The organism is Sorangium sp. So ce145, assembly GCF_051525985.1.
Classification (GTDB): domain Bacteria; phylum Myxococcota_A; class Polyangia; order Polyangiales; family Polyangiaceae; genus Sorangium; species Sorangium cellulosum_B.
The window spans coordinates 11,947,471-11,964,411 of record NZ_CP150315.1 but is presented as its reverse complement, the minus strand read 5'-3'; the positions used below and the strand labels follow the sequence as shown (position 1 = coordinate 11,964,411).

Annotated in this window: 15 protein-coding genes and 1 pseudogene; 9 read left to right on the top strand and 7 right to left on the bottom strand. The window is 73.0% G+C overall.

Annotated features, from left to right (window positions below):
- Window positions 1–7: 7 nt before the first annotated feature.
- Window positions 8–271: a hypothetical protein gene (locus WMF34_RS44455; protein WP_437991616.1), complete on the bottom strand. Its 264-nt coding sequence runs from the start codon at window positions 269–271 to the stop codon at window positions 8–10.
- Window positions 272–357: 86 nt separating this feature from the next.
- Here WMF34_RS44455 and WMF34_RS44450 point away from each other — a divergent pair, with 86 nt between their 5' ends.
- Window positions 358–1,644 carry a formylglycine-generating enzyme family protein gene (locus WMF34_RS44450; RefSeq protein WP_437991615.1) on the top strand — a complete coding sequence of 429 codons (1,287 nt, stop codon included), beginning with the start codon at window positions 358–360 and terminating at the stop codon, window positions 1,642–1,644.
- 42 nt (window positions 1,645–1,686) lie between these two features.
- Here the strand turns inward: WMF34_RS44450 and WMF34_RS44445 are convergent, their stop codons facing one another.
- The 5 genes and pseudogenes from WMF34_RS44445 to WMF34_RS44425 all read right to left on the bottom strand — a co-directional run bounded on the left by WMF34_RS44445 (window position 1,687) and on the right by WMF34_RS44425 (window position 6,881).
- The gene (locus WMF34_RS44445; protein WP_437991614.1) at window positions 1,687–2,130 is read right to left on the bottom strand and encodes a YbjN domain-containing protein; all 444 of its coding nucleotides are present in this window, start codon (window positions 2,128–2,130) and stop codon (window positions 1,687–1,689) included.
- A gap of 90 nt (window positions 2,131–2,220) precedes the next feature.
- Entirely contained in the window at window positions 2,221–3,429 is a 1,209-nt protein-coding gene (locus tag WMF34_RS44440) for a hypothetical protein (RefSeq protein ID WP_437991613.1), read from the bottom strand.
- Entirely contained in the window at window positions 3,426–4,490 is a 1,065-nt protein-coding gene (locus WMF34_RS44435) for an alpha/beta fold hydrolase (protein WP_012241297.1), read from the bottom strand. Before WMF34_RS44435 ends, WMF34_RS44440 begins: the two co-directional genes overlap by 4 nt.
- Window positions 4,491–4,532: 42 nt before the next feature.
- Window positions 4,533–4,764, bottom strand: a pseudogene (locus WMF34_RS44430) (TIGR04563 family protein).
- Window positions 4,765–4,898: 134 nt separating this feature from the next.
- Window positions 4,899–6,881 (bottom strand): aconitase family protein, encoded by a 1,983-nt coding sequence (locus WMF34_RS44425; RefSeq protein WP_437991612.1) that lies wholly within the window; start codon window positions 6,879–6,881, stop codon window positions 4,899–4,901.
- 238 nt (window positions 6,882–7,119) lie between these two features.
- Between WMF34_RS44425 and WMF34_RS44420 the strand changes: the two genes are divergently transcribed.
- The 4 genes from WMF34_RS44420 to WMF34_RS44405 all read left to right on the top strand — a co-directional run bounded on the left by WMF34_RS44420 (window position 7,120) and on the right by WMF34_RS44405 (window position 12,311).
- On the top strand, window positions 7,120–8,469 hold the full coding sequence (locus WMF34_RS44420) for a protoporphyrinogen/coproporphyrinogen oxidase (protein WP_437991611.1): 1,350 nt from the start codon (window positions 7,120–7,122) through the stop codon (window positions 8,467–8,469).
- Window positions 8,466–9,209, top strand: a complete 744-nt coding sequence (locus WMF34_RS44415) for a glycosyltransferase (protein WP_044967267.1) — start codon at window positions 8,466–8,468, stop codon at window positions 9,207–9,209. Before WMF34_RS44420 ends, WMF34_RS44415 begins: the two co-directional genes overlap by 4 nt.
- 94 nt (window positions 9,210–9,303) lie before the next feature.
- Window positions 9,304–11,085: a glycerol-3-phosphate dehydrogenase/oxidase gene (locus WMF34_RS44410; protein WP_012241293.1), complete on the top strand. Its 1,782-nt coding sequence runs from the start codon at window positions 9,304–9,306 to the stop codon at window positions 11,083–11,085.
- Complete coding sequence (locus WMF34_RS44405; protein WP_231864570.1) at window positions 11,064–12,311, top strand: FAD-binding protein; 1,248 nt, start codon at window positions 11,064–11,066, stop codon at window positions 12,309–12,311. The genes WMF34_RS44410 and WMF34_RS44405 overlap by 22 nt, the downstream gene beginning before the upstream one ends.
- Before the next feature lie 45 nt (window positions 12,312–12,356).
- Here the strand turns inward: WMF34_RS44405 and WMF34_RS44400 are convergent, their stop codons facing one another.
- The gene (locus tag WMF34_RS44400) at window positions 12,357–13,694 is read right to left on the bottom strand and encodes a S41 family peptidase (protein ID WP_437991610.1); all 1,338 of its coding nucleotides are present in this window, start codon (window positions 13,692–13,694) and stop codon (window positions 12,357–12,359) included.
- A gap of 440 nt (window positions 13,695–14,134) precedes the next feature.
- On the opposite strand from WMF34_RS44400, the gene WMF34_RS44395 reads away from it, so the two are divergent.
- The 4 genes from WMF34_RS44395 to rpsT all read left to right on the top strand — a co-directional run bounded on the left by WMF34_RS44395 (window position 14,135) and on the right by rpsT (window position 16,801).
- The gene (locus tag WMF34_RS44395) at window positions 14,135–14,722 is read left to right on the top strand and encodes an RNA polymerase sigma factor (protein ID WP_012241290.1); all 588 of its coding nucleotides are present in this window, start codon (window positions 14,135–14,137) and stop codon (window positions 14,720–14,722) included.
- Entirely contained in the window at window positions 14,719–16,218 is a 1,500-nt protein-coding gene (locus WMF34_RS44390; protein ID WP_437991609.1) for a hypothetical protein, read from the top strand. Before WMF34_RS44395 ends, WMF34_RS44390 begins: the two co-directional genes overlap by 4 nt.
- A gap of 96 nt (window positions 16,219–16,314) precedes the next feature.
- Window positions 16,315–16,503 (top strand): hypothetical protein, encoded by a 189-nt coding sequence (locus WMF34_RS44385; RefSeq protein WP_044967265.1) that lies wholly within the window; start codon window positions 16,315–16,317, stop codon window positions 16,501–16,503.
- Window positions 16,504–16,516: 13 nt separating this feature from the next.
- The gene (gene rpsT / locus WMF34_RS44380) at window positions 16,517–16,801 is read left to right on the top strand and encodes a 30S ribosomal protein S20 (protein ID WP_012241287.1); all 285 of its coding nucleotides are present in this window, start codon (window positions 16,517–16,519) and stop codon (window positions 16,799–16,801) included.
- The last annotated feature ends 140 nt before the right edge of the window (window positions 16,802–16,941 follow it).

Genomic DNA, 16,941 nt, shown 5'->3' with positions numbered 1-16,941 from the left:
CTGGGGCTCATGTCCTCGGGCTCGACGCGGCGAGCCGGAGCATCATCGTGAGCGCCTGCTCGAGCTCCGCGATCGTGGGCTGCACGGGGTTCTCGGCGAGCGCCGCCTTGAGGTCGACGAGGCGGCCGCCGAGCTCCTGGTAGTGACGGCGCACACCCTCGGTCGGCGCCTCGGCGACCCACCGCCTCACGATCTCGCGCAGCTCGTCGAGATCGCTGCCAGCGAGGAGCTGCGCCATCTGCGAGGCCATCGGATCCGGTGCGCCGCTCACGCCCTGCCCCATCCCGGCCAGCATAGCGCGGGCACTTTGACGGGCGAGGGGTCCTGCGACATAAGGCGAGGCGCTCACGAGGAACCGTGCCGACGAGGACGCCTGCCGTTGCCCTGATCCTGCTGGCCGCCGGCATCGCCGGAGGGGCTGGCTGCAGCCGCGCCGAGCAGCGAGAGCCCGGGGAGAAGCGCGCGGACGGAGGCGCCCCGCAGGCGCCCGCGCCCCAGGGGAAGGTGCTCGAGGCGGCCGAGAACGAGTCGCCCGCCGCGCGCGCGACGCCGCGGGCCGGCGCCGCGGCGGCCGGGCCCGCGCGGATCGAGATCCCCGCTGGAAAGCTCGTCGCGGGCAGCACGCCCGGGGACAAGGGGCGCGATCCGACGCTCGAGCCGGCGCTGCTCGACGTCGAGCTGGGCGGCTTCACCGTCGATCGCCACCTGTACCCGAACGATCCCGCGCAGGCTCCGCTCACCGGGGTGACGCGGGCGCGCGCCTCGGAGCTCTGCCAGCAGGCCGGCGGGAGGCTGTGCACCGAGCTCGAGTGGGAGCGCGCGTGCAAGGGCCCCGAGGGGACGCCCTACGCGGGCGGCGCGGCGTGGGACCCGGCGTGCGCCAAGGCGCCCGCGTCGTGCGCATCCGGGTTCGGCGTCGTCGGGATGGGCGCCGCGCTGCGCGAGTGGACCGCGAGCGACATCGCGCCGATCGAGAACCTCCAGCCCAAGGCCGCCGCCGTGCGCGGGGCCACGGCGAGCGCGAGCGCCGTGGATCATCGGTGCGCGCGCCGCGCGGCGGTCGATCCGGCGGTGTCGGGCGACGACATCGGCTTCCGGTGCTGCCACGGCGCGCCGAACGCGGCGTCGATCCCGTCGCCGCAGTGGCAGCAGACGTTCCGGCGCGCGGAGATCGGGCCGCAGCAGGTCGCAGAGCTGCTCGCGTCCGTGCCGCAGCTGCGCGACCTCGGCGGGCAGATCTCCTTCTTCAAGGAGCCCGACGACGCGAACGCCGTGCTCAACCGGGGCCGGACGCGGCTCGCGCCGAGCGGCGCTCCGGCGAGCCAGCCCGCGGCGAGCCCGCCCCCGAACACCACGCTCACGACGTCTCCGCTGCTCTGGAACCCGGTCCCGGGCGAGGAGGTGCTCGTCGTGACGGGAAAGGCCGACGACGACGCGTTCATCGTCGCGTTCCTGAAGCTCCCTGGAGATCGCTACCGCATCGCGTCGTCGCTGCTGCTCAAGGACGACCCGGGGCCGCTCGCGCTCGGGTTCAACGGCTACGTGCGGCGACGGCTCGCGTGGGCGACCTGCTGGGACTGCCGCGGCGAGTCCGGCAACATCACCTACCGGGACGACAACCGCGTGGTGATCACGCAGAAGTGACCCCGCCGCGGCGCGGACCGGACACCGGCGCGCCCCGGCGCCTCAGGTGTCGGCGCCGAGCAGGGTCTGCTGGTAGGTCGTGCCGTATTCGATGATCCGCTCGACCGCGTCGACGAACTCCGAGCGGTCGAGCGACTCGGTGGGCAGCTCGGCGCACAGCAGGATCTCGTTCCGATCATCGAGGGCGAACTTGGCGACGCGCATGTCGCGGTTGGCCTCGAGCAGATGACGGAGCAAGCCGAGCACGTGGCCGGTGTCCTCGGCGAGGGTCGGCGTCGCAGCGCCGGCGTCGCCTTGCGCGTCGAGCAGATCGAGCACGCCGAACATCGAGAGCACGACCCAGTTCTCGGTGCACTGGACGTAGAACGGAGGGAGCTCGACGACCCCTTCCTCGCGCGGACGGATGCGCAGGGTCGACGGCTTCGTCAGCTCGGCGCTGTAGCCGATCTCCTCCGTCCAGCGCTGCAGGGTCGCCACGTCGATCACGTGTGACGTGATCGCCCTGCCGCCGCCGGAGATCAAGATGCGGCGCGCTGGGAGCCCCCTCGCAGGGGGGAGCGACGGAGGCGAGGGGCGCTAGAGGCTGAGGACGGCGTCCTCTCCCCGGTCGGCGAGCTTCGCCGCGATCAGGCTGAGCAGCGCTTGCCTCCGCTCCTCGAGCTCGACGAGCGCGCGCGGCGGCACCAGCTCCTCCTCGATGCCGCCGGGGCGCAGCGCCGCGGCGGCCTCCTCGGGGCCGAAGCGCGCGAGCGCATCGCGGAGGGCCCGGGGGAACCGCGCCGCTTCCACGAGGCGCTCGAGCTGCCGATCGAGCTCGTGCGCCTTCACGTGCAGCGGGAAGGCGCTCGCGTTGGCCTCCAGGCTGAGCGCTCCCGCGTGCACGTCGATGACGATCTCCTTCCGGAGCCCGTTGCCCGCCAGGTAATCGAGCACCAGCACCTCCAGGTAGTCGCGGAGGATGACCGTGCGCTCGCCGCGCACGGGCGACGGCGACCGAGCCCAGCGCGCCCACACGTCGAGCTCGGGCGCGTCGTCGAAGCGTACGGACCGCCGGCGAGGCGAGAGCCAGCGCGGGCCGGGCGGACCGGGAGCGGGCGCGAGGACCAGCGCGTCGACCGTCCCGTCGTTCATGACGGCGAGGCGACGCAGCAGCTTGCGTGCGTTCGGCTCTCGGCCGATGAGCGCCGCGAGCTCGCCGATGCCGATGCGTCGCGCCGCTGCCGCGGGCACGACATGCGCGCCGAGCGCCCGCGCCATGCGGTAGAACGCGAGCGGGCGCCGGAACGCGAGCGGGGCCTTCTTCTGCGCCGGCGCGAGCTTCACCTTCACCTCGCGCGGGGCCGCTCCTTCCGCGGGCGCGCTCAGCGAGAGCGTCGCCTCGAACCGGCCGTCCGCCAGCTTGCCCGTGAGCCGCAGCGCGCGCAGGGGAGAGCGCTGGAGGGCGCGCGCGACGCGCGCTTCCCCCGCGGTCCAGGCGCTCGACGCGGGAGGCGGGCGCTGCTCGGCCGGCGGGCGCGCATCGGCTGCCGGGCGCGCATCGGCTGCCGGGCGCGCGTCGGCCGGCGAGAGCGCCGTGGGCGCGCCGATCGCAGGCGCGCTCTCCTCGTCGACGAGCGCAGCGATCGCGCCGACGGACCCGTCGCTGCGCTCGGACGGCGGTCGCGCGCACGAGGCCGCGAGCAGCGCCGCCGCGGCGAGCATGCGCGGCGCCCCCGCGCCGCCGAGGCGCCGCAGCGATCCGCGCGCCGATCCGGGTGCGCGCAGGTCGCGCGCGCACCGGCTCATCCGTCTTTCGCGAGCCCGCGCGGATGGTCCGGCGAGGACCCGCCCTCGGCGAGACGCTGCGGCGACGCCTCCTCGGCCAGCGACCGCGAGCGCCCGTCATCCGTCGCAGCCTGCGAGCCTGACGCCCGCGCGCTCGCCCCGAGCGACGCGCCGCCGATGACGCGCTCCAGGAGGAACTGCTCCACGCGCTCGATGACCATCTTCTTGCGCTCCAGCGGGACGACGTGCGTGCCGCCGCTCACCATCATCAGCTCTCCGCGCGGCAGCGCCGCCGCCATCTCCTCCGCGAGCCGAGGCGGGGTGAACGTGTCGCGATCGCCCGCGATCACGAGCGCGGGCACGTCGATCTGCGGGAGCAGATCGAGCGTCGAGTGCTCGCCGGCGCTGCGCAGCATGTGGAGGAACATCGAGAAATCGATGTCGACCATGTGCCGCATGTACGGCAGCAGATCCGCCGGCGTGACCGCGCTCGCGTCGACCTCCCGCGTGAGCAGCGCGATCCGCAGCGCCATCGGCGCGGGCACGCGGCTCCAGATCGCGCGCGCGATGTGCGGGTACGCGTCGACCTGCTCGATCAGCCGCGGCAGGAGCTGCGCGAGCACGTCCGTGCCCTTGAAATGGTGCGTGATCCTGCCGGACGAGCCGCAGATCAGCACGAGCCCGCGCACCCCCTCGCGGTGGGTCCGCAGGTGCTCCAGGACGACCTGGCAGCCCATCGAGTGCCCGAAGAGCACAACAGGGCCGTCGCCGATCGACGCGCGCACTGCAGCCAGATCGCTGGCGTGATCGCGCAGCTCGACCGCCTGCGGATCACCAGGCAAGCTGCTGCGACCGTGGCCGCGATAGTTCCAGTGGGCGACGTTGACCGTACGGGCCAGGTCGTCCCACAGGTACTTCCAGATGAAGCCGTCGCACGCGATGCCGTCGCAGAGCACCGCGGTGAGGCGTCCCGAGCCCGCCCCGACCCCGCTGGCCAAGCTTCCGCTGCCGCCGGGACCTTCCCGGTAGCGGACGTAAATCCGCGTACCGTCCTTCCCGGCGGCGAAAAGCTCTCGACCCATCGATCCCCGAGCGACGCGGCTTACGCGAGGCTCGCGGCGATGTTAGTCGCCGCTGTCCTCGTCGTCAGCCACGTCATTGACACTCGGAAGCTTTTTGATGTCTATCCGCGCCAGCTTCCACGCGCGCTGCACAACCCAAGAAAGCGATCGAGCCGCGCCGCGCCGCTTCCTCCTTGATTTCCTGCAGCATCGACTCCGGAAAGTAGAGGCTCTGCTTCCGCTTGTCCGTCTTCGAGGCTTCGTTGTTTTTCGCCAGCGTGTCCTTGTCGGTCATACGCTCTTGGGGCTCCTCCCGATCCGCCACAGAAGAGCACCTTAGCGTACGGTGCACTTCCGTGGAAAGCATTCGTTTTTCCATGCTGCCGATTGCGGCCACCATGTGTGTATTACCGCGATAGGCGCTCTGCGTCATGATTCCGGGAATGCGATCTTCCCCGCGATCGCGCTCGCCGCGACGATGAGGGGACTGGCCAGGTAGACCTGGCCGGGCCCGCTTCGCCCCGGGAAGTTCCGGTTGATGGCCGAGACCGTGACCTGTTCCTTGCGGTCGGATACACCGGGACCGGCCTTGATGCACGCGCCGCAGGAGGGGTCGACGAGCTCGGCGCCGGCTTTCTCGAAGATCTCGAGGTAGCCCTTGGCCTCCGCGTAGCGGCGGATGTCCTGCGAGCCGAACTGGATGTAGAGGTGCACGCCGTCAGCGACGCGCTTGCCCCGCTCGACCGCCTGGCGCAGCACGGACGCGTACATGTCCATGTCGGCCTTCTTGCCGCCCGTGCACGAGCCTCCGTACGCGATGTCGATCTTCACCGGACCGCCGGCGGCCTCATCGAGCGACCGCAGCGGCACGCCGTTCCGCGGATCGCCCGGCGTCGCGACCATCGGCTCGACCGACGCGAGATCGACGTCGAACGTCGCCATGTACTCCGCGCCGGGATCCGCGCGCACGATGCGCGCGCGCACGTCCTCCGCGGCGAGCCCGCGCTGCTCGACGAGGTAGCGCACGATCTCCTCGTCGGCCTCGATGATCCCCGTGAAGCCGCCCGCCTCGACCGCCATGTTGGTGAGCGTCGCCCGCTCGTCGAGCCCCATCGCCCGGACGCCATCGCCCGCGAACTCGAGCACCTTGCCGATGCCCTGGCCCGTCTTCCAGAACGGCCGCGAGAGCAGGAACAGCATCACGTCCTTCGCCGTGACGCCCGGCCCGAGCCGCCCGATCAGGTTGAAGCGCACCGACTGCGGCACCGCGACGCGGACGTCGCGCGTGAGCCACGCGTTCGCCATGTCCGTCGAGCCGACGCCGAACGCGAAGCACCCGAGCGCCCCCGCCATGCAGGTGTGCGAGTCGGTCCCGGCCACGATCTGCCCTGGCAGCGCGAGCTCCTCGATCACCTTGTTGTGGCAGATGGCCTCCGAGCCCACGGTCCTGCCGTCGCGCTCGACCTCGCCGTACAGCTTGATCCCGTGCCGCTCGGTGAAGGCCTGCTGCACCGTCGCGAGCGAGGCCGCCTGCTCCCGCAAGCCGAGCCTGAGGTGCGCCTCCGGCATCACGCGATCGAGGAACGTCAGGTGATCCCGGAAGGCGAAGACGCTCTCCGGCTCGGTCACGACCGCCTCCGGCCCGACGCCCGCCCGGAAGAGCGACTCGGCCATCGGCGTGACGTACTCGTGCGAGAAGCGCACGTCGATGCGGGCGAAGAGCGCGTCTCCAGGCTTCACCGCGGGGACGCCGTTCTTCCCTGCCCGGGCGTCCACGATCGCGTGCGCCGCGATGATCTTCTCGCACAGCGTCATCGGCCGCGGCGGCGTGGCCAGGGTGGGCGGCGAGACCTCGCCGGCCATCCGCGCCTTGTTGTAGGCGAAGAGGCCACCGTACTCGACGACGTCGGCGCTGATCGGGTCGAGCCCGCGGGTGAACTCGCCGATCGGGATCTCGTCGCCTCGCGCGATCCGGTCGAGGAGCGAGAAATCGGTCGTCGTGAGCAGCCCGATGTTCTGGCAGTTCTGGCCGTAGATCTTCTCGATGCTGCGCGCGACGACGATCTGGATCCCCGCCTCGCGCTCCGAGTACGGCGCCGTCTCGCGCGAGCTGCCGCAGCCCTTCGAGCGCCCGCTGACGATGACGCCGAAGCCGCCGTTCTTGATGGCGTCGCGCTCGATGTGCCCGCCGCGCAGCCCGACCAGGCAGTAACGGGCGAGCGTCTCGTCGTAGTAGTAACAGACCCAGCCCGGCGTGAGCTCGTCGGTCGAGATGTTGTCGATCAGCGCGTGCTGCTCGGGATCGAAGCGAAGCTCGCCGCCCGCCAGCTGCTGCTTCAGGAGCGCCGGGTCCTCGGTCAGGTAGAGGGTCCTCCCGGTGACTTGAACGGACTTCCGGCGGGGGATCGGCATCTGCACCTCGGACGCCCCGGGACGCGCGGCGCGCGCTGGGACCTCTCCACACCTAGTCGCTCTGGGCGGAGGCGCCAACGGCGGTCTTTGCCGGCGCGCGCGGAGCTCCGCGCGGCTTACGTCGAATTACGTCGAAGGCAGGAAATCCAGCATGAGCCGAGGAGCGCCTGGACGGCAGCGTGCCTTGACGACGCACCGGGGAGATGGTGTCTTCGCGGCCGCGGCCGGGCCGCGAGCGATGACCCGACCCACGATCTCCAGCGTTCCCGTCGCGATCCTCGGCGCCGGCCTGACGGGCATGGCAGCGGCCTATCACCTGGGACGGGCCGGCGTGCCGCACCGGGTGTTCGAGCGCCTGCCGCGCCCGGGCGGCCACGCGATCACGCTCGAGGACGCCGGCTTCCGCTTCGACCGGACAGGGCACCTCCTCCACCTGCGCGACCCCGCGACCCGGGAGCTCGCGCTGAGCTGGCTGGGCCCCGACCCGCTCGAGATCGAGCGACGTTCGATGATCTGGTCGAATGGCACGTACACCCGCTATCCGTTCCAGGCGAACACCTTCGGCCTGCCGCCCGCCGTGGCCTACGACTGCCTCCGCGGCTTCATCGAGGCGCACTTCGCCAAGGACAGACCCCAGCCGAGGAACTTCGAGGAGTTCTGTCTGGCGCACTTCGGCGAGGGGATCAGCCGCCACTTCATGATCCCCTACAACAGCCGCCTCTGGGGCGTGCACCCGAGCGAGATCACCGCCGACTGGTGCTCCCGCTTCGTCCCGATACCGAAGCTGGAGGACGTGCTCGCCGGGGCGGTCGGGCTGAACGACCGGGAGCTCGGCTACAACGCGAGGTTCCTCTACCCGCGGCTCGGCATCGGGCAGCTGACGCACGGGCTCGCGCGCGCGCTCGCCGAGCAGCGGCCGCGGGACGCGGGAACGCCGGCGATCGAGCTCAGCCGCTCTCCCAGGTCGATCGACTGGCGCGCGCGCGAGCTCGTGTTCGACGACGAGATCGTCCGGTACGACGTGCTCGTCTCGTCCGCGCCGCTGCCCGCGCTCGTCAGGCTCCTCTCGGACGCGCCTCGCGCCGTCGGCGAGGCGGCCTCCCGGCTGCGCTGCACGCACCTCTACTACCTCGACGTGGCGCTCGACACCCCGTGCGGGCAGCCGCTGCACTGGGTGTACGTCCCGGAGGCGAAGTACCCGTTCTACCGCGTGGGCTGCTACTCCCACTTCTCCGCCGCCATGGCCCCGCCGGGCAAGGCCGGCCTCTACGTCGAGCTCGCCGATCGCGCCGAGCCCGATCTCGCGGCGCTGCTCCCCCGCGTCGCCGAGGGCCTCGTCGAGATGGGCCTCATCCCCGCCCCGAGCGCCATCCGCTTCGCCCGCCTGCGCCGCATCGATCACGCGTACGTCGTGTTCGATCACAGCTACTTCGGCTCGCTGGAGGCGGTGCGGCCGTTCCTCGAGGGCCAGCGCATCCTCTCGTGCGGGCGCTACGGCGGCTGGAACTACTCCTCGATGGAGGACGCGCTCCACTTCGGGCGCGACGCGGCGCACCGCGCGCAGGCGCTCCTCGGAGGCGCGCCGTGAGCACCGCCGAGCCTGATCGCGGGGATGCGGGCGGATCGCCGGAGATCTCCATCGTCATCCCCGTGTACAACGAGGAGGCGATCCTCCACGCCGCCGTCGTGGATCTGCGCGAGCGGCTCTCGCCGTTCGGCTGGCGCTGGGAGCTCGTGCTCGCCGAGAACGGCTCGCGCGACGGGACCCTCGGCATCGCCGGCGAGCTCGCGCAGAAGTACCCGGAAGTGCGGCATTTCTCGATCGGCGAGCCGAACTACGGGGCCGCGCTCCGCGCGGGCATCGAGCGGGCGCGCGGGCGCTTCGTGCTCTGCGACGAGATCGACCTCTGCGACGTGGATTTCCACCGCCGCGCCATCGCGATGCTGCGGACAGGCGGCGTCGACATGGTGATCGGGTCCAAGCTCATCCAGGGGGCGCGCGACGATCGCCCGTGGGCGCGGCACGCGGCGAGCCAGGTGTACAACGGGCTCCTCCGCGCCACGCTCGGCTTCCGTGGGACGGACACGCACGGGCTCAAGGCGTTCCTGCGCGAGCCGCTCCTCGGGGTCGCGCGCGACTGCGTCGTGGACAAGGACGTCTTCGCCAGCGAGCTCGTCATCCGCGCCTACCGCGCTGGCCTGCGGATCGAGGAGATCCCCGTCCGCGTGCTGGAGAAGCGGCGCCCCTCGATCAACCTCACCCGCCGCGTCCCGAACGTGCTGCGCAGCCTCGCGAAGCTGACCTGGGCCATCCGGGTCCGCGGCTGACGGCCGGCCCCTCCAGCCTTCGCGCAGCATTCGCAGCGCCGCGCGCGAGGCCGGGCCCGCTCGTGGAAAAATTCTGGCATGCTATACGCCGCAGGTGACGATCCTCCTCTCGAGCGCCGCAAGACCGGCTCGCCGCGCGGACACCGACGTGGACGTCGTGGTCATCGGCGGCGGCGTGAACGGCGTGGGGGTCGCGCGGGACGCTTCACAGCGGGGCCTGCGGGTCGCCCTCTTCGAGCGCAACGATCTCGCGTTCGGCGCGAGCGGCAACTCGAGCGGCATGATCCACGGCGGGCTCAGGTACCTGACCAGCGATCCGCAGGTGACCGAGAAATCGTGCCGCGACTCGGGCCACATCCAGGCGATCGCGCCGCACCTGCTCTTCCGGATCCCCTTCCTCGTCCCGTTCGAGAACGCGCGGCACGGGCGCCTCCTCTACCCGCTCGCGGACGCCTTCTTCGAGGCGTATGACAACTACCAGCCGCTCAAGCGCGGCAAGCCGCACGCGCGCCTCACGCCCGACGAGCTCCGCCGGCTCGAGCCGGGGCTGCACGGCGACCTGGTGGGCGGCTTCAGCTTCGACGAGTGGGGGATCGACGGCGCGCGGCTCTGCGTCGCCAACGCGGTCGACGCGATCGAGCGCGGGGCCAAGGTCTACGTGGGGCACACGGTCGAGCGGATCGAGCGCCGGGAGGACACCGGCGAGGTCGTCGCCGTCCGTTACCGGGACCGCACGACGGGGGAAGGCGGGCGGCTCCGCACGAGCACGGTCGTGAACGCGACGGGCGCGTGGTCGCCGATCACATCGTCCCTCGCCGGCCTGCCCGCCGCGAGCTCGCGCGTGCGGCCCGGCAAGGGCGTGCACGTCGTGTTCGACCGGCGTCTCACCAATTACGCGATCATGGCGAGGACGATCGACGGCCGTCAGATCTTCCTCGAGCCGTGGGAGAACATGAGCGTCATCGGCACGACCGACGACGACTTTTACGGCGATCTCGATCAGGTCCGCGCGACGAGCGAGGAGGTCAGGTACCTGGTCCAGGGCATCGCCCGCGTGTTCCCGCAGATCCACGAGGCGCGCGCGATCGGCACGTTCGCGGGCGTGCGGCCCACGCTCTACGCGTTCGGGCCCACCGAGGACGCGCTCTCGCGCGAGCACCAGATCGTCGATCACGCGGCGCACGGCGCGCCGGGCCTCTACTCGATGATCGGCGGCAAGCTGGCCAGCTTCCGGCTCTTCGCCGAGGAGATGACCGACGTGCTCTCGCGGCGCTTCGACCTCGGCGCCCGCTGCGTGACGCACACGACCGCGCTGCCCGGCGGCGATCGCGCGGTGGACGCGCTCGCGCTCTCGCGGCGGATGGAGATCGACGCGGTGGCCGCCCGGCGGCTCGTGTACCGGCACGGCTCGCGCGCGCTCCGGATCGAGGAGCGCGTGCGGCAGCGGCCGCGCGAGGCCGCGACGGTGTGCCCCTGCGAGCCCGTGATCGAGGCCGAGGTGCGTTATGTCCTCCGGCACGAGCTCGCCCGGAGCGTCGCCGATGTCGCGCGCCGAACGCGCCTCGGCCTGGGCGCGTGCGGCGGCATGCGCTGCGCGGCGCGGTGCGGGCAGATCGTGGCGCAGGAGCTCTCGCTCCCGCCGCGCGAGGGGATGCGGCAGGCGGCGAATTTCCTCTCGAGGCAGGCGGTGACCCGCGCGGTCGCGCTCGGCCCGGAGCAGGCGCGGCAGGAGGCCCTCGCGATCGCCAGCGTCCGGTCGGAGCTCGGCGCGCCCGCGGACGACGAGGCGGCGGCGGCGTGCGAGGACGCCGATCGTCGCGCGCAGCGCGCCGCGCGGGAGCCGGAGGAGAGGGCGTGGCGCGATCGATCCTCGTGATCGGCGCCGGCGTCGCCGGGCTCGCCGCCGCGTGGAGCGCGCGGCGGCGCGGGGCCCGGGTCGCGGTGATCTCCGCGGGCGTCGGCGAGACGGCGCTCGCGGGCGGCGCGGTGGACGACGTGCCGTGGGAGCAGATCGAGCGGGCGTCGCGGCTGCTCGGCGGCGACCTGCCCGCGAGCGATCTCGCGCCGGCGGCGAGGCAGTTCGCGGCGGAGCTCGGCCTGTGGGAGCTGCCGCAGGCGGCGGGCGTGCGCCTCGCGACCGTCGCGGGGCGGATCCGCCCCGCCCGCGGCAGGGATCGCGCGCTGCTCGACCTCGGCCCGCTCCGCCGCACGCGCGTCCTCGTCCCGCGCGCGGCGCGCGCCGCGTGGGACGCGGACGCGCTCGCGGAGGCGCTCACGGACGAGCCGTTCGCCCGGGCGCGGGGGCTCCGCTTCCTGCCGGTCGACGCGCCGGTCCTGCGCTTCGACGACGAGCGGCACATCGCCGACGGCGATCTCGCGGCCCGGCACGACGACCCGGCGCGGCTCTCCTGGCTCCTCGATCGGCTCCGCCAGGCGCTCGAGGGCGCGGGCGGCGCGGGGGCGATCCTGCTCGGCCCGTGGCTCGGCGCGAGCGCTCCGCGGGCCGAGGCGCTCGCGGCCCGCCTCGGCGTCCCGGTGGGCGAGGCGCTGATGGGCGCCGGCTCGCCGGCGGGGCTGCGCTTCGAGGCGGCGCGCGACGCGCTGCTCGCGGCGATCGGGGCGGCTCAGCGCCACGGCCGCGTGCGCGCGGTGGGCGGCGGGCACCCGGGACCAGGGGCGCCCGACGAAGGCGTCACGATCCACGTCGAGGGGGAGGACGTGCCGCTCGCGGCGGACGGGGTGATCCTGGCGATCGGCGGCCTCGCCGGCGGCGGGATCGCGTACACGCCGCCCGAGAGCGGCGCCGGCGCCGATTTCCCGGCGCGCGGCGCCGCGCCGTTCGCGCTCTCGATCGCGGCGCCCGTCACGATGGGCGACGATCGCGGCGCGTTCGGCGTGGTGAGCTCCATGCAGGGCCCGGAGCTCGACGTCGTCGCGTGGCCCCGCGGCGAGCGCCTCGGCGCGCTGGAGGCGGTGGGGGTGCGGTGCGAGGGCGTCCGCGCCGCACCCGGGATCCTCGCGGCCGGGGCGACCATCGCGGGGAGGGCGCGCACCGTGCTCGACGCGGTGACGACCGGGCTCCGCGCCGGCGCCGAGGCCTGACGCGCGTCGAGCGGCGCCCGGCGCAGGTCGCTCGCCGCGCGATCCTCAGCGCTGGCGGATCGCGGGGATGGCGCGGAGGAGCTGCTGGTACCCGACGGCGAGCGCGAAGTCGCTCCCGCGGGTGGGATCGGAGGGGATGTCGCCCTCGGGGCCGGCCGCCGCGGCCGTCTCGGCGCGCTTCTCCACGAGCACGGCCCTCGGCGAACGGTCGCCGATCGCCCCTTCGGCGGGGAGGTGTCCCTCGAGATCCTGCTCGCGGAGGATGGCGGCCGGGACCTGCTGCGCCGCGCTCTCGATGACGACATCCGGCCGGATGCCCTGGGCCTGGATCGAGCGCCCGTTCGGCGTGTAGTAGCGCATCGTCGTGAGCCTCACCCCGGCGCCGCCGGGCAGCTCGTAGATGGTCTGCACCGACCCCTTGCCGAAGGTCCTCGCGCCGACGAGCACGGCGCGCCCGCTGTCCTGCAGGGCGCCCGCGACGAGCTCGGCGGCGCTCGCGGAGTACTCGTTCACGAGCGCGACGATGGGCAGCGAGGCGAACGCGCCGCCGTCGTGCGCCTTCGCCTCGTCGACGACGTGGTTGCGCTGGCGCGTCGAGTAGATCGTCCCCGAGGAGAGGAGCTCGTCGGCCACGGCCTCCGCCTCGTTGACGAGGCCTCCGGGGTTGTTGCGCAGGTCCAGGATGACGCCGGCCAGCGGCGCCTTCGATGCGGCGCGCAGCTTCGCCGCGGCGCGGAGCATCTCTTCGTGGGTGCCGTCCTGGAACTGCTTCACGCGGACGTACGCGATGTCCCGGTCGAGGCGCTTCGCCGCGATGCTCGTGACGTGGATCTGCTCCCGCGTGAGGTCGAACGAGAGGGGCTCGGGCACGCCCTGCCGGCGGATCGTGAGCTTCACCCGGGAGCCGGGCGCCCCGCGCATGATCTTCACGAGCTTGTCGAGGCGCTCGCCGCGGACGGGGCGGCCGTCGATCGCGAGGATCTGATCGCCGGAGCGGATTCCCGCCCGCGCCGCCGGCGAGCCCTCGATCGGCGCGATGACGGTGATGTTGTCGTCCTTGGCGTCGACCTCGATGCCGACGCCGCCGAACGTCCCCCCCGTCTCTTCCTGGAACTGGGCGAACTCCGAGGGGTTCATGTACGCCGAGTGCGGGTCGAGCTCCGCGACCATCCCCTTGATGGCGCCGTCGAGGATCTTGCTGCGCTGCGCCGGCTCGACGTAGTTGTTCTCCACGAGCACGAGCACGCGCGCGAGCTGCTCGAGCGGAGCGTAGGGGCTCTGCGCCTGTGTGCTCGCGCCCGCGAGGTGGGAAGTCGCCGCCCCTCCTGCGAAGGCCGCAGCGATGAGCCCCAGGGTGCGCATCCAGCTCGAGAAGCGTTGCATCCGCCGACCATAGCAGCGGAACGGGCGGCGGCGCGGTGCGCCGGCGACGGCCGCGCTCGTCCACGCGCCTGCGCGGCGCGCGGTGGCACACGCCTGCGCGCCGCGCGGTGGCACGCGCCTGCGCGCCGCGCGGTGGGCCGGGCGGCGGGGCGCCGCGCAGGCTTTCGATGTGCCAGCGCGGGCGTATCGCCCGCCAGTCGACGAGGTCATCACGGCGCCCAAGCTCCGGGCGCATGGTTTGTCCTAAGAGGAGTGTTCGGCTATCTTCGCGCGCCTGAACGTGGAACTTGCCTCCTCATCGCCCGGCTTCGCGTTCGCGAAGCGGGGCTCGCCGCGAGGGGCTTCTCTCGCCGAGACGGTCGGGGGCCGTCGCGAGGAGGTGTCCGCGGCTGCGCTGTCGTCCGTGCGCGGGAGACAACTCGCACCCCGAGGCGGCTAGGATGGCCAAACCCACCGATCGTGAGCTCGTCGATCAAGCCCGGAGCGGAGACGCCCAGGCGTTCGGGGTGCTGGTTCGTCGATATCAGAAGCGCATCTTCCGGCTGGCGTTCCACCTTGTCCGCTCGGGCGCGGAGGCAGAGGACGTGACGCAGGAGACCTTCGTCCGGGCCTACCAGGCGCTCGACCGGTTCGACGGCCGGAGCGAGCCGTTCACCTGGCTCTACCGGATCGCCGTGAACCTCTCGCTCAACATGATCCGGGCCCGCAAGCCGAGCAAGAACTCGACCCCCGCGGACGATCCGCGCATCGAGGCGCTGCTGCTCGAGACGCGCCCGAGCCACGGCGTCGATCCGGCCGCGTCGACCCAGCGGCGCGAGCTCGCGGCCGCGCTCTGCGACGGCATCGACGCGCTCTCGGACACGCTGCGGACGACGCTCATCCTCGTGTGCATCGACGGCGTGCCCCACGAGGACGCCTCCAGGATCCTGGGTTGTCCGGAAGGAACAGTCGCCTGGCGCGTCCACGAGGCGCGCCGCAAGCTCCGTGCATACCTCGCGGAGCGCGGTTTCGGAGGGGACGCCGAATGAACGTCACCGACAAGCTCGACCTCGACGGGATGCTCAACGATTGGCCTGCCCCCGCGCCCTCGACGAACGACGAGGAGGCGTGGGAGGCGCGGGCCGCTCACATCGTCGAGGCCGCCATCTCCCGGCGCTCGGAGGACACCGCGGCGGCAGCCGATCTCCTCGCCCCCCCCGACCTCACCGCAGCGCCAGGCGAGGAGCAGACGGAGGACCCTTCGCGCGAAGCACGCGCGTCAGGAGAACGCAGCACCATGGGGGACGGATCACAAGCAGCCAGGGCCTCGAAGCCTGAGAGCCTGTCGGGCGGCACCTTGTCGCGGCCGCCGGAGAAGAGACGCCAGTCGCTGAAGGAGATCGCCGAGCGGGTCAGCCAGGCGCCGGGTCGCGCGAGCGGCATGCCCGCGATGAGCGGCGCTGCGCTCTCGACGCCGCTGCCGGCTTCGGGACGTAGCTCGGCGCCGCCAGGGCGTGTGTCCCCGCTGCCGGGGCGCGGCTCGCTCTCCGGCGGCGCCCGCGCGTCGTCGCCGTCCCTGCGGCCGGCGGAGGGGGTGCTGGAGGACTCCGGCGTCATCGATCTGAACCGGCTCAACGCGTCGGCGCCCTCGGAGGTGGAGGCCTCCGAGACGGCGCGGCACGGCGCGGCGGATCGGTCCGGGGACGCGAAGGCGGCAGCGGTCATGCCGGTGGCGGCGCGCCGCGCCCCGTCCGCGCCCGTGGACTCGGCTCCAGCGAAGAAGCGCTCCGGCGGGATGATCGCCGGCGCGGCCGTCGCGGCCCTGGGGCTGGCCGCGGCGGTCACCGTCATGGTGAAGACGACGGCGCCGCCGCAGCGGGAGATCGCGGCGACCGCGGCGCCCGCGCCGACCACCGTCGCGGCGCCCGCCGCGCCGCGCGGCGACACGCGGGTGGAGCCGGCGGCTCCGGTCGCCGCGGCGCCGGAGGAGCGCGCCGTGGTCGAGCAGCCCGTGCAAGCGGAGGAGAAGCTCGTCGCGGCGCCCAAGGCGCAAGCCGCCCCCGCCGGCACTCCTGCGCCGGCGGCCGTCGAGGTGCCGGCCACGCCTGTCGTGTCGCCGAAGCCCGAGCAGGGAAAGACGGCGGCTGCGCCGGCGGCGGCTGGCAAGCCGGGGGACCTCCCCTCGGCCATGCAGGCGGCCGTGGGCGACAACGCGGAGCGGCAGCCCTCGGTCGTCTCGGAGGCGCCGGTGCCGGCGTCGGGTCCGCTCCGGCAGCAGAACATCCCCGAGCAGCCGTCACAGGGCTCGGTGCAGGCCGCGCTCGGCTCGGTCATGGGCAGCGCCAAGGCGTGCGTCGCGGGCGCGAACGACGTGTCGCGCGCGCAGATCACGTTCTCGTCGACAGGCCAGGTGAGCAAGGTCAGCGTCAGCGGGTGGGCAGCGTCGAACGGCCAGTCGAGCTGCGTGCAGTCCGCGCTCAAGGGCGCCAACGTGGGTCCTTTCTCCAAGCCGTCCTTCTCGGTCAGCGCGACGATCCGACCCTAGCCCTGACCACGCGCCGACACGCCAGCACGCCCTCGCGGAGGGCAGCCAAACCTCCCGGTTGACACAGCCCCCCCCGTGGGTAGAATGCGCGCCCCCATGGTTTCCGCGACTCAGCAAACCCAGCGCATCCGCCGGCGCAAGGCGCGCACGGCGGGCACCCGCCGCAAGCGCTTCGAGCGCGCACACGGCACCCCCGCGTTCCCGATCCATCCGGCGGGTTACGACCAGAACGCGCCGGACGCCCTGCGCGCTGCCACGCCCGCCGAGGCGCAGGCGAAGAAGTAGGAGAGCTTTTCTCATGGCCAATCACGCATCTGCCGACAAGCGCAACCGCCAGCGCATCACGAGGACCGCGCGCAATCGCGCCATCAAGTCGGAGCTCCGCACGACCGTCAAGAAGGCGCGCACCGCGCTGAAGGGCGTTCCGCAAGAGTCCGCTGCGCCGGTGACCGCCGCGGTGAGCGCGCTCGATCGTGCCGCGTCGAAGGGGACGATCCCCGCCAAGCGCGCGTCGCGCGTGAAGAGCCGCCTCGCCCTCGCCCTTCACAAGGCAAGCGTCGCTGCCAAGACCGCCGCGAGCTGAGAACAACCCTTCCGCACGTACGCCCCGCTCACCGCAAGGTGAAGCGGGCGTCGTCGTTTTGTCTCCCCGGAGCACCGTAGCCCCCCGCTGCCGCCGTCACGGCCCCGAAGAGCGCGTCTCTTCTCCCCGCCCCTCTCCCC

What these genes read in the sequence shown, in the direction of transcription:
- WMF34_RS44440 (WP_437991613.1), bottom strand. Translation starts at nt 3,429, where the DNA reads ATGAGCCGGTGCGCGCGCGACCTGCGCGCACCCGGATCGGCGCGCGGA.
- WMF34_RS44395 (WP_012241290.1), top strand. Translation starts at nt 14,135, where the DNA reads ATGGCCAAACCCACCGATCGTGAGCTCGTCGATCAAGCCCGGAGCGGA.
- rpsT (WP_012241287.1), top strand. Translation starts at nt 16,517, where the DNA reads ATGGCCAATCACGCATCTGCCGACAAGCGCAACCGCCAGCGCATCACG.
- WMF34_RS44390 (WP_437991609.1), top strand. Translation starts at nt 14,719, where the DNA reads ATGAACGTCACCGACAAGCTCGACCTCGACGGGATGCTCAACGATTGG.
- WMF34_RS44420 (WP_437991611.1), top strand. Translation starts at nt 7,120, where the DNA reads ATGACCCGACCCACGATCTCCAGCGTTCCCGTCGCGATCCTCGGCGCC.
- WMF34_RS44385 (WP_044967265.1), top strand. Translation starts at nt 16,315, where the DNA reads ATGGTTTCCGCGACTCAGCAAACCCAGCGCATCCGCCGGCGCAAGGCG.
- WMF34_RS44400 (WP_437991610.1), bottom strand. Translation starts at nt 13,694, where the DNA reads ATGCAACGCTTCTCGAGCTGGATGCGCACCCTGGGGCTCATCGCTGCG.
- WMF34_RS44425 (WP_437991612.1), bottom strand. Translation starts at nt 6,881, where the DNA reads ATGCCGATCCCCCGCCGGAAGTCCGTTCAAGTCACCGGGAGGACCCTC.
- WMF34_RS44435 (WP_012241297.1), bottom strand. Translation starts at nt 4,490, where the DNA reads ATGGGTCGAGAGCTTTTCGCCGCCGGGAAGGACGGTACGCGGATTTAC.